10 protein-coding genes are annotated in these 11,902 nt (G+C 52.4%); 7 read left to right on the forward strand and 3 right to left on the reverse strand.

The window, feature by feature from the left end; translation table 11 throughout:
* Nucleotides 1-241: 241 nt before the first annotated feature.
* The 4 genes from KDX31_01060 to KDX31_01075 all read left to right on the forward strand — a co-directional run bounded on the left by KDX31_01060 (nucleotide 242) and on the right by KDX31_01075 (nucleotide 5,154).
* Nucleotides 242-2,041, forward strand: a complete 1,800-nt coding sequence (locus tag KDX31_01060; GenBank protein ID UTW03669.1) for an acyl-CoA dehydrogenase C-terminal domain-containing protein — start codon at nucleotides 242-244, stop codon at nucleotides 2,039-2,041.
* A 143-nt stretch (nucleotides 2,042-2,184) separates the two neighbouring features.
* Nucleotides 2,185-2,502 carry an SCP2 sterol-binding domain-containing protein gene (locus KDX31_01065; protein ID UTW05249.1) on the forward strand — a complete coding sequence of 106 codons (318 nt, stop codon included), beginning with the start codon at nucleotides 2,185-2,187 and terminating at the stop codon, nucleotides 2,500-2,502.
* Between the two features lie 150 nt (nucleotides 2,503-2,652).
* Complete coding sequence (locus KDX31_01070) at nucleotides 2,653-4,317, forward strand: AMP-binding protein (protein ID UTW03670.1); 1,665 nt, start codon at nucleotides 2,653-2,655, stop codon at nucleotides 4,315-4,317.
* A 66-nt stretch (nucleotides 4,318-4,383) separates the two neighbouring features.
* Nucleotides 4,384-5,154: an enoyl-CoA hydratase gene (locus KDX31_01075; protein UTW03671.1), complete on the forward strand. Its 771-nt coding sequence runs from the start codon at nucleotides 4,384-4,386 to the stop codon at nucleotides 5,152-5,154.
* On the opposite strand, the gene KDX31_01080 is transcribed toward KDX31_01075, so the two are convergent.
* On the reverse strand, nucleotides 5,151-5,663 hold the full coding sequence (locus tag KDX31_01080) for a 1-acyl-sn-glycerol-3-phosphate acyltransferase (protein UTW03672.1): 513 nt from the start codon (nucleotides 5,661-5,663) through the stop codon (nucleotides 5,151-5,153). The two genes, KDX31_01075 and KDX31_01080, sit on opposite strands and share 4 nt — an antisense overlap.
* 463 nt (nucleotides 5,664-6,126) lie before the next feature.
* Here KDX31_01080 and fadB point away from each other — a divergent pair, with 463 nt between their 5' ends.
* From fadB to KDX31_01095, 3 genes are all read left to right on the forward strand, one after another.
* Entirely contained in the window at nucleotides 6,127-8,298 is a 2,172-nt protein-coding gene (fadB, locus tag KDX31_01085) for a fatty acid oxidation complex subunit alpha FadB (GenBank protein UTW03673.1), read from the forward strand.
* Between the two features lie 13 nt (nucleotides 8,299-8,311).
* Entirely contained in the window at nucleotides 8,312-9,490 is a 1,179-nt protein-coding gene (gene fadA / locus KDX31_01090) for an acetyl-CoA C-acyltransferase FadA (protein UTW03674.1), read from the forward strand.
* Between the two features lie 80 nt (nucleotides 9,491-9,570).
* On the forward strand, nucleotides 9,571-10,161 hold the full coding sequence (locus tag KDX31_01095; GenBank protein ID UTW03675.1) for a DUF479 domain-containing protein: 591 nt from the start codon (nucleotides 9,571-9,573) through the stop codon (nucleotides 10,159-10,161).
* A 17-nt stretch (nucleotides 10,162-10,178) separates the two neighbouring features.
* Here KDX31_01095 and KDX31_01100 read toward each other — a convergent pair whose 3' ends face one another.
* The gene (locus KDX31_01100) at nucleotides 10,179-11,288 is read right to left on the reverse strand and encodes a hypothetical protein (protein UTW03676.1); all 1,110 of its coding nucleotides are present in this window, start codon (nucleotides 11,286-11,288) and stop codon (nucleotides 10,179-10,181) included.
* A 183-nt stretch (nucleotides 11,289-11,471) separates the two neighbouring features.
* On the reverse strand, nucleotides 11,472-11,861 hold the full coding sequence (locus KDX31_01105; protein UTW03677.1) for a hypothetical protein: 390 nt from the start codon (nucleotides 11,859-11,861) through the stop codon (nucleotides 11,472-11,474).
* Nucleotides 11,862-11,902: the final 41 nt, after the last annotated feature.

The raw sequence follows: 11,902 nt of genomic DNA on the forward strand, positions 1-11,902 counted from the left end.
AGCCCGGCTTGTCCGGGCTTTTTTGTTAATAAAAATAAGCTGATGAGTATTTCGTATCTTGTTGTTATTTAATGATTAATATTGATTTATTCAGATTATGATTTTTTGTGTTAGTGATAATGAAAGGTTTTGTTATTGGTAAATGAGAGCGCTTCATAGATCCTGAGGGCATACAATAAATAACAGTAGCGATCTGTGTCTGAGACACAGATCGCGATACAGGATCTATCGAGGTGTCATCATGCCGGAATATAAAGCGCCCTTAAGAGATATTCAGTTTGTACTGGATGAAATGCTGCAAAGTGAACAGCACTACCAGAACCTGCCGGGCTGTGAAGAGGCCACCCCGGATATGGTCAGTGCGATTCTGGAGGAGGGCGCTAAGTTCGCTGAGCGCGTGCTCGCGCCTCTGAACCAGGTAGGCGACCGGGAAGGCTGCCAGTTGAATGACGGCGAGGTGAAGACGCCTGCTGGCTTTAAAGAGGCCTATCAACAGTTTGTTGAGGGTGGCTGGCCATCACTGGCTCATGATCCTGAGTGGGGTGGTCAGGGGTTGCCGGAGTCGATCGGTATCGTACTCAATGAGATGGTCGGATCAGCTAACTGGTCCTGGAGTATGTATCCGGGGCTGAGCCACGGTGCGATGAACACCATCGAAGCACACGGTACTGAAACACAGAAACAGACCTATCTGACCAAACTGATCAGCGGTGAATGGACCGGGACTATGTGCCTGACCGAGTCCCACTGCGGTACCGATCTGGGGATGCTGAAAACCAAAGCAGAACCCCAGGCGGATGGCAGCTATAAAATTAGCGGAACCAAGATTTTTATCTCCGCCGGTGAGCACGATATGGCCGACAATATTGTGCATATTGTGCTGGCCCGTCTGCCGGATGCGCCTCAGGGTACTAAAGGGATCTCGCTGTTTATCGTGCCCAAGTTTATGCCGGATACGGCTGGAAATGTAGCTGAACGGAACAGTCTCAGCTGTGGTTCGCTGGAGCATAAAATGGGCATCCACGGTAACGCCACCTGTGTGATGAATTTTGATGGCGCTACCGGTTATCTGATCGGGCCTGAAAACAAAGGCCTGAACTGTATGTTCACCTTTATGAATACCGCGCGTCTGGGCACTGCTTTGCAGGGGTTGGCACATACTGAGTGGGGCTATCAGAACTCACTGGCCTATGCCCGGGATCGTTTGCAAATGCGGGCACTGAATGGCCCGGCCTGTCCCGATAAACCCGCCGATCCGATTATTGTGCATCCGGATGTGCGACGCATGTTACTGACCCAGAAAGCCTTTGCCGAAGGTGGCCGGGCACTGATCTATTACTGTGCCCAATTGGTAGATAAAGTGAATCTGGCTAGCAGCAGTGAGGAACGTGAGCAGGCCGATACTCAACTGGCATTCCTGACTCCGATTGCGAAAGCGTTCCTGACTGAAACCGGTTTTGAATCGGCTAATCTGGGGATGCAGATCTTCGGTGGCCATGGCTATATCAGTGAGTGGGGAATGGAGCAAAACGTTCGCGATAGCCGTATCTCGATGCTCTATGAAGGTACCACCGGTATTCAGGCGCTCGACCTGTTAGGCCGTAAAGTGCTGATGACTCAGGGCGAATCACTGAAGTCCTTTACCAAAGTGATACATAAGTTCTGTGAGTCTCAGGCAGATAACCGTCCGCTGCAGGAGTTTATCAGTCCGCTGGCCCGGATTAACCGGGAGTGGGGGGATCTGACCACCCGCATCGGTATGAAAGCGATGATGAACCGGGAAGAGGTCGGCGCTGCGTCGGTGGATTACCTGATGTATTCAGGCTACGTAACGATGGCGTACCTGTGGGCCCGTATGGCAGTGACTGCGCAGCAGAAACTGGATGCAGGAGAGGGCGACCGGAGTTTTTACCAGGCAAAACTGAAAACTGCCCGGTTCTATTTTGAGCGGATTTTGCCACGCACGAAAACGCTCGAAGCGACCATCGATTCAGGTGCAGATAACCTTCTGGCGATGGATGAAGATGAGTTTTCCTGTTGATCATCGTTAGCTGAATAATAATGAAACGACTTCGAAATAAAGCCGGTCGGGCGTTACTGACCGGCCTGATCAGTGTTAATTCTCGCTTGCGGCGTAAAGGTTCACAGATGACGTCGCAGGAAAACGGAACAAGGGAGAACGATATGTCAGCGATCCAGGGGTTGTTTGATACGATGACCGGACGGTTTAACAGCGCTGCTGCAGCAGGTCTTGAGGCGGTATTTCAGTATAAGCTGGATGAAGGGGATTGTTATTATGCTGCAATTTCAGGAGGCAGCTGCGTTCTGGGAAAAGGTGAGCATGATAGTCCCAGCGTAGTTCTGATGATGGATAGTCAGACTTTCAAAGAGATATTGGCTGGTGAAACCAATGGTATGCAGGCGTTTATGGCGGGGCGCATCCGTGCCGACGGTGATATTATGCTGGCCACCCGTCTGGAAGCACTGTTTCCGGCCAGTTAACCCCTAAAACAGCAGTATTACATCGCCGTTGCTGCTGATTTTATTCGACTTTTTTCTCTGAGCGCTTATGCTGAGATAGGCAGGTTGAACGCTGTATCCTGTATAAAACAGCCAAACAACAATAACAATTACAGTAGATGGGATCTGAACATGGATCAAAAAGTACGCGGCAGTTGGATTCCAGAAAATCTGAATCCAAAAGGCTATAGCACACTGACAGACGTTATACAGCGAATCGTCAGTGATTATGGCGCTAAAACAGCCTTTACCAGCTTTGGCTATGCGATGAGTTATGCTGAACTGGGGCGGTTGTCGGATGCGTTTGCCGTTTACCTGCAGCAGGAAACAGAGCTGCAGCCGGGAGATCGTATCGCGATTCAGTTGCCGAACCTGAATCAGTATCCGGTGGTGCTGTTTGGCGCACTGAAAGCGGGTCTGATCATTGTTAATACCAATCCGTTGTACACCCCCAGAGAGCTGGAGAAACAGTTTAATGACTCCGGGGCTAAAGCATTGGTGGTCTATAAAGGGGTGGCGCACAATGTTGATAAGATCATTGCCAATACCCCCATTAAATATATTTTTACTACCCAGATCGCCGATCTGCATCCGCCATTAAAACGGTTACTGATCAACTCCGCAGTCAAGTATATTAAGAAGATGGAGCCTGCATATCATCTGCCTCAGGCGATTGAATTGCGCCATGCGTTAGATCAGAAAGCCGGCCAGCAGCCGCAAGCGGTGACGCAACAGTGCGCGGATGTTGCGGTGTTACAGTATACCGGCGGCACCACCGGGGTTTCTAAAGGCGCGATGCTGACTCACGGTAATCTGATTTCCAATTTTCTTCAGGGCGTCAAACTGATATCCGGCGCGGAGGAGGACTGGGCTGAGACGGTGGTCGCGCCTTTACCGCTTTATCATATTTATGCTTTCACCATCACCATGGCGGTGCTCGAGCTGGGTGGCAATAACCTGCTGATCGCAAACCCCCGCGATATAAACGGTTTTATTAAAGAGTTACAGAAGCATACTGTGTCTGCCTTTATCGGGCTGAATACGTTGTTTGTGGCGATCTGTAACCATAAAGACAGTAACACGATCGATTTCAGTCGGCTTAAAGTCACTCTGTCTGGCGGCATGGCGCTGACCTTAGCTGCCGCAACCGCATGGGAAAAGTTAACCGGTTGTGAGGTACTGGAAGCCTATGGCCTGACTGAAACCTCACCGGCAGTGGCGATGAATCCTCCAGGTCATATCCGCATCGGTACGATTGGACCACCGGTGGCAGAAACTGAGGTAAAAATAGTCGGCGCTGAAGGCCAGGCGCTCGGTGTGGGTGAGCCGGGAGAACTCTGCGTTAAAGGGCCTCAGGTGATGCTGGGGTACTGGCAGAAAGAACAGGCAACCCGAAGCTGTTTTACCGATGATGGCTTCTTTATTACCGGTGATGTGGCGATTATTGAAGCCGATGGCTATCTGCGTATCGTTGACCGGGCTAAAGATATGATCAATGTTTCCGGCTTCAATGTCTATCCGAATGAGGTCGAGGATGTGGTAACCCTGCATCCTGCTGTGGTTGAGTGTGCGGCTGTCGGAATAGCGGATCAGCATAGTGGCGAGATTGTGAAGCTTTATGTGGTTGCAAAGGAGAGTGTCACCAGCGAGGAGATCCGTAACTGGTGTAAGGAGCGGCTGACCCCTTATAAAGTCCCGAAGGTTGTGGAGTTCATCGATGACCTGCCAAAATCAAATGTGGGTAAAGTGCTGCGGCGTATGCTGCGCAATGATAAACCTGAAAGTGATGCTGCCTGAACCGCGAGTCTGCCGGACGCTAACGAATCATGCCAAATATAGAATGTGCGTATACAGGAGTCCGTTGTGAGTGAACTACTGAATGTCACAACCCGGGATCGAATTTGTCAGATTTTGCTGAACCGCCCCGAGAAAAAAAATGCTCTCACGCTGGCGATGTACGAAGATTTAACTCAGGCGCTGATCAGTGCCGATGGGGACCCGGATGTCAGAGTAATTCTGCTGGGCTCCACCAGTGACAGCTTCTGTTCCGGTAACGATATTGCCGATTTTATCGCGGCAGCGAGTCGCCCGGATGCCGTTGCGGCCCCCTTAACGTTTCTGCAGACGATAGCCGCACTGGCCAAGCCGGTTATAGCGGTGGTGCCGGGTGTTGCGGTCGGTATTGGGACCACCATTCTGCTTCATTGTGATCTGGTTATCGCCAGTGATCAGGCCCGTTTTCAGTTGCCGTTTGCCCGCCTGGGGCTGGTCCCGGAAGGGGGCTCCAGTCTTCTGTTACCGCAGCTGGCCGGGCATCGGCGGGCGTTCGAACTGCTGGTTATGGGGGAAGCTTTCAGTGCTGCCACCGCCAGGGAGTTGGGGCTGATCAATCGGGTGGTGATGCACAACAGCCTGAAGGATCTGGCGATGCTGGAGGCAGAAAAACTGGCAGCGCTGGCGCCAGAAGCCGTGCGCCAGAGTAAGGCGATGTTGCGCAGCCATATACGGAATCAGTTAGATGCAGTGCTGGTGGCTGAGGTAAAACAGTTCGCTGCCAGGCTGCAGTCAGCGGAGGCTGCAGAAGCGCTGCAGGCGTTTATGGAAAAACGTGAACCGGATTTCTCCCGCTTTTAACCATATCGGTTACCCTTATGGCGTAACAGCAGGTCGCCATAAAGTGCTTTTATCTCGGCGACATCTTTTTCACTGTCGCCGCTGGTGTAGTAAGCGGTATAGATACCGGCCCGCCGGGTGCGCCAGTCGATATAAGCGGTCAGAACCGGAACACCTGCCTGATGGGCGATATGGTAGAAGCCGGTTTTCCACTCGTCAACCTGTGAACGGGTGCCCTCGGGAGCGATGACCAGATAGAGCTGATCTGCATTATCAAACTGAGCGGCGGCCTGGGAGACGACATTAACAGATTTCGACCGGTCAATGGGGAGCCCTCCCAGCCACATCATCAGGTGGCGGAACGGGAACCTGAATATCTGCACTTTTCCCATCCAGTAAATAGGCAGTTCCTGACTAAAGGCCAGCATCAGTGCATAGGGCAGGTCCCAGTTGCTGGTATGAGGAGCTCCGATCAGGACACACTTATCGATCCCCTGTATGGCTGTGAAATCCAGTTGCCACTTTTTCATTTTCAGAAATCTGCGTGAGATCCAGCGTAGCGCTGGTTGCAATACCGGGTTGTCAAAAATCGTTGAGTGCATGAGCGATCTGAAAGCGTAGCCATTTTCGGACTATTGTAATGGTATTTGGCCCTATCTGATATGTAACCCGCTTTCGTACTGGAGCTCCTCCCTTATTTTAGGCGCTGTTGTGTCGAATGAAAGCCGGTTGTGATAATTTTGAGCGTATAATTGTTAATTTTTTATTTTTCATAACATTATGATTTTAAATAATATATTTTTCAAATAGACGATTTTGTTACTGATATAGGCTATTTTTGTTATTGCTGGAAAATCCCCCGCGACTAGTATTAAAAAGTCTGTACTGTACGCAGTGTTATCTCCCTGTTTTTGATTTGGACGTCCGGCGTACAGAGAAAGAGTCAGATTCTGGCTATGACTAACAATAATTATCCTGAGTATGGAGTGCACCATGCAATTTGAAGGCAAAGCTATTCAGGTTCAGGAGATCGACAACGGCTTTTATGAGCTGTGTTTCGATCTGAACAATGAACCGGTGAATAAGTTTAATCAGCAAACCCTTGGGGAGCTGAAAGATGCGGTAGCCCGGCTGGGTGCGGTCGAAGGTATTAAAGGGGTACTGTTCAGCAGTGCCAAAGAGAGTTTTATTGTCGGGGCTGATATTACAGAGTTCAGTTCACTGTTTGAACAGGGTGAAGCAGGGCTGATTGAAAAGCTGCTGGAAACCCATGCCATTTTCAATGCGGTGGAGGATCTGCCTTGCCCTACAGTAGTGGCGATCAATGGTCTGGCGCTGGGTGGTGGGTTTGAGCTGTGTCTCGCCACTGACTATCGAGTGTTGGGTGAGAAGGCTAAAGTGGGTCTGCCGGAAGTGAAGCTGGGGATCAACCCTGGCTGGGGTGGTATTGTGCGTCTGCCCCGTCTTATCGGCATTGATAATGCCAATGAATGGATCTGTACCGGTGCCGAGAAACGCGCCGATGCCGCACTGAAAGATGGTGCCGTCGATGCCGTCGTGGCGCAGGACAGGGTGCGTGAGGCGGCGATTGATCTGCTGCGCCAGTGTGCCGAAGGTAAATTTGATTATGCTGCCCGCCGCAGTGAAAAGCAGAGCCCGGTGAAGCTGAATCAGATTGAGCAGATGATGGCTTTCGAAACGGCCAAAGGGATGATTGGTGCCAAAGCGGGACCCCACTATCCCGCTCCGTTACAGGCGGTGAAGACGATTCAGAAGTCCTGCGGCCTGGATCGTGAACAAGCGATTCGGGCTGAGGTGCAGGGGGTTGCTAAACTGGCCTCGGGTCCTGTGGTGAAAGCGCTGGTGGGCCTGTTCATGAAGGACCAGTATGTCAAAAAGGTCAGCCGTGGCTATGAGTCGAAGGCGGAAAAAGTTACTCAGGCGGCGGTTCTGGGTGCCGGTATTATGGGGGGCGGGGTTGCCTATCAGTCCGCCTCGAAAGGCGTACCGATCCTGATGAAGGATATCAACGAGACCGCTATCCAGCTGGGTCTTGATGAAGCCAACAAACTGCTCGGGGGTCAGCTGAAACGGGGCCGGATTGACGCCGTTAAAATGGCAACGACCATCAACCGGATCCGGCCAACCCTCAGCTATGGTGACTTCGGCACTGTCGATCTGGTGGTTGAAGCGGTGGTTGAAAATCCGAAAGTTAAGGGGATGGTGTTGGCGGAAACGGAACAGCATATTGCCGACGATGCGGTGCTGGCGTCCAACACTTCTACCATCTCAATCACTGAGTTAGCCAAATCACTCAAGCGTCCGGAAAATTTCTGCGGTATGCACTTCTTCAATCCGGTACATATGATGCCGCTGGTAGAGGTGATCCGGGGTGAGAAGACTTCAGAAGCAACGGTCGCCCGTACCGTCGCTTATGCCACGGCGATGGGAAAAACGCCGATCGTAGTGAATGACTGCCCGGGATTCCTGGTCAACCGGGTGCTGTTTCCCTACTTTGGCGGTTTTAATGGTTTGCTGCGCGATGGCGCTGATTTCCGGCAGGTGGACACAGTCATGGAGCGGTTTGGCTGGCCAATGGGTCCGGCTTATCTGCTGGATGTGGTGGGTATTGATACGGCTCACCATGCCGATCAGGTGATGGCTGCAGGCTTTCCGGAACGGATGTCTCATGAAGGTGAGTCGGTGATTGACCGGATGTACTCGCTGGAACGGTTTGGTCAGAAAAACAGCCAGGGTTTTTACCACTACGAACTGGATCGCAGGGGCAAGCCTGTCAAGTTTGTCGATGATGAGGTCGATCAGTTGCTGAAAGGCACGGTGGGCAGCGCGAGAACGTTTGAAGAGCAGGAGATTATTGAGCGGATGATGATCCCGCTGTGTATTGAAACGGTTCGTTGTCTGGAGGAAGGGGTTGTCGCTTCACCGGCAGAGGCGGATATGGCGTTGATCTACGGTATCGGTTTCCCCCCTTTCCGGGGCGGTGTCTTCCACTATCTGGATGAGATGGGGCTGGCGGCGTTCTGCGAGATGGCGGCTAAGTATGCTGATCTGGGGCCGCTATACCAGCCAACCGGAAAGATGCAACAGATGGCTGCCAGTGGCACAACATACCTGAACTCTCACTCAAATAAGCACGTTAATTAAGGAGGAATCGAAGATGAGTCTGAATCCAAATGATGTAGTCATCGTCGATGCGGTACGTACCCCGATGGGGAAGTCCAAAGGCGGTTCCTTCCGGAATGTTCGTGCTGAAGAACTGTCTGCCCGGGTAATGAACGGTTTGCTGGAACGTAATCCCGGTGTTAACCCTGCCGAGATTGAGGATGTGATCTGGGGCTGTGTAAACCAGACCAAAGAACAGGGCTTTAATATTGGTCGCAACGCCGCAGTGCTGGCCGGATTACCCCACAGTGTAGCGGCCCAGACCGTCAACCGTTTGTGTGGTTCTTCTATGGCTGCACTGCATACGGCGGCTCAGGCGATCATCAGCGGCAACGGTGATCTGTTTATGGTTGGCGGTGTTGAGCATATGGGGCATCTGGATATTCTCCATGGTATCGATATCAATCCGCAGATGAGTAAGCAGGTGGCCAAGGCAGCGATGATGATGGGGCTGACCGCAGAGATGCTGGGGCGGATGAATATGATCAGTCGTGAAGAGCAGGACGCCTTTGGTGCCCGCTCCCACCGGCTCGCCGATGAAGCCCGTCGGGAAGGCCGTTTTGATAATGAGATTGTGCCGGTTGAGGGGCATGACGAAAACGGTTTCAAATCCCTGCTTGAGCAGGATGAAGTTATCCGCCCGGAAACGACGGCGGAAACCCTGGCAACGCTGAAGCCGGTATTTGTCCCTAAAGTTGGTACGGTCACGGCTGGCACCTCCTCGGCTTTCTCTGATGGTGCTTCGGCGATGCTGATGATGTCAGCGGCCCGCGCTCAGGCGTTGGGTCTGAAGCCCCGGGCGAAGATCCGTTCGATGGCGGTGGCCGGCTGCGATCCTTCCATCATGGGGTATGGTCCGGTACCGGCAACCCAGAAGGCGCTGAAACGGGCGGGACTGCGTATCGAAGATATCGATTACGTTGAGCTGAACGAAGCCTTTGCGGCTCAGGGGCTGGCGGTATTAAAGAACCTTAAACTGATGGATCAGATGGAGGAGCGGGTCAATCTCAATGGCGGGGCGATAGCGCTGGGTCATCCTCTGGGCTGTTCCGGCACAAGGATCTCGACCACCCTGCTGAATGTGATGGAGCAGAATAATGGCACTCTGGGGCTGGCAACCATGTGTATCGGTATGGGGCAGGGTATTGCTACCGTGTTTGAGCGACTGAACTAGTAACAATCGCACCTCGCTTGCCGCGGATAATAAAACCCCGGATACTGTAACCAGGTGTTACATGATCCGGGGTTTTTTATTTGAATTTTTTCGCGCATCTGGTGTTGGCTGAACCGACGGTTGAGTCCCGGGTAGGCAATCTGCTGGGAGACTTTGCCCGTGGTGTCGATCAGGACTCTCTGTCGGCTGAGGTGCTGCAGGGGCTGATCAATCATCGCCGCATCGATCAGTTTACCGATCAGCACCCTGAGGTGCGGCAGATGAAACGTCTTTTCAGCGAGCGGCGGCGCCGGTTTGCCGGTATCGCACTGGATGTTCTGTTTGATCACTATCTACTGAATCACTGGCATCAGTTCGGTGTGCACTCCAGGGTGCAGGTCGTCGAGGGTCTGTACGACGATCTGATAGCTGGACAACCGCTGATGCCGCAGCGGATGCAGCAGGTGACCCGCCGGATAGTAGAGTCGGACTGGTTTGGCAGTTATGAAAGCCTGGAAGGGGTTAGCTATGCGCTGGACAGAATCGCGGCCCGGATAAGGGTTAACAATGAATTTGATGGCGTAGGAGAGGAGCTGGCGCTTCATTATCCCCGGTTTGAAGCCGGTTTCCGGTTGTTTTTTAGCGATCTGGCTGAACAGTTCCCGTCATCGCTGATCGATTCCGGGAACTGAATTCGTGTGCCAGCCCGTTAGCTGTTGCGTTGGGCCAGTCTTGCCTGAAGCGTGCTGATCAGCTCCTGCTTACCATGTCCGGTCTTGTTAACCGCTGGCTCAGCGGTATTACGGTAGCGAGCGATGGTATGGGCTATCTTCTGCTCTTTATTCAGACCGGGATGCGCATTTACACGGGCCGGGGTGGTGTGTTTTTTCGCCAGTGAGATACCCGCAGTCACGCGGGATTTCTCCTGCTGCATCAGGGTAATCTCGGCACTTTTTACCGTGTCCCGGTCCAGCTCAAGACGGGTCTCTTTCAGGGCTTCTGCAGGCTTTTTAGGTGACAGTGTGAGGCTGCTACGCATGGCTGATTTCGGTTTGGCTTTGGGGGCGGTTTTACGCATTCCCTGAGCCCGGGCATCAATACGTGCCATCACTGCCGCCATTTCCTGAGCTTCCGCTTTTTGCCGCGAAAGTTTACCCGTCTCCCGGGCTTCTTTTTCCAGGGCAATCTTTTCCCGAATCAGCTTTTCCTGCTTTGCTGAGGCTACCTTGCCAATAGCAAGCTTAGGGGCCACGGTGCTGGCGGTGGGTTTGACGGCGGCGGTTTTAGCTTTTGCTTTAGACGAATTGCCGCGTTTACGAGAGTCCATTGCGGCAAGCACTTTGTTCATCGCCATGGTTTCCTGTCGCTCCCGCGCGATGCGAGCTTCAAGCTCTGCGTCCCGCTGTTGAGCCAGCAGCTTCAGGTCGACCTCGCCCGCTGGTTTAGCGACTTCATTTTTCAGCAGTGCTTTCTGTTCAGCCTCTTCCAGCAGGGCAAGCGCCGCTTTGCGTTCTTCAGCGCTTTGGCGGTGTACTTTGCTGGGTTTAGGTTTTGTGATCAGTCCCTGCAGGCTTTTACCGTTGAACGTTTCCAGTGCATCCGCAGTGAGCTCACGGGCTTCACTGAGGTTGTCAGCAAAGCCATACTCGCTGAGTGCGAAGCTGTGCGCTCCGGCGGTACGAATATCATTATAAAGCTCGGCCTCAACCCCGGACTCCGCCGCGATCAGCAGCGTTTCCCAGTGAGTATCGATATCGTTTCGTGTTGAACCGACATAAACTTGTTTTGAAACTGTGTTGGTGATGGTGAAAATAATCAAGATGTTACCCGGTACCGCTGGCAAAAAGAGGGCGTATTATAGAGATCAACGCGGCAAAGGTAAGACTTGAAATTTTGTTTTTTTTCAGACAAAAAAATGATCCCTGCTATCTATCTGATTTAATGGTTTATTCAGGCTAAGGCAGACGAACTGACTGAACAATTAATTTTGAATTAAATTGCTTCAGCGGCTTAAGCGGGCGATCCGCTCCGCCAGTTGTTTATATTCAGAATAGGTATCGATGGTGGGTTTACGCAATGGAGCGGGAATCTCGGCGAGGGCGCTGATCTTGCCGTCTGGCAGTAGCAGTTGCCAGGCCGTTGTAAACCGGGGTTCTTCGTCCAACAGCTGCTGACAGGGAGGGCTGCTCCAGACTGCAGATAAGGAGCTGCTGGCATCGGCATGTTTCCGGCAGGCGTTGATTAACGGCCGAAGCTTAAGGATGTAGACGGCAGCGGAACGGGGATCGGTCAGTTGTATCGCGGCCACCGGACCGGAAATGAGCAGCAGTGTCGTTAATACCAGCGCCAGTGCTGGCAGATAAGCCGGGGTATAGCGTTGCAAGTGGGACAAACTGCTGCTCCTGTGGAGGATCTTTACAGCAGTTTATCCTA

The sequence above is a fragment of the Amphritea atlantica genome (assembly GCA_024397875.1).
In the GTDB taxonomy this organism is placed as follows: domain Bacteria; phylum Pseudomonadota; class Gammaproteobacteria; order Pseudomonadales; family Balneatricaceae; genus Amphritea; species Amphritea atlantica_B.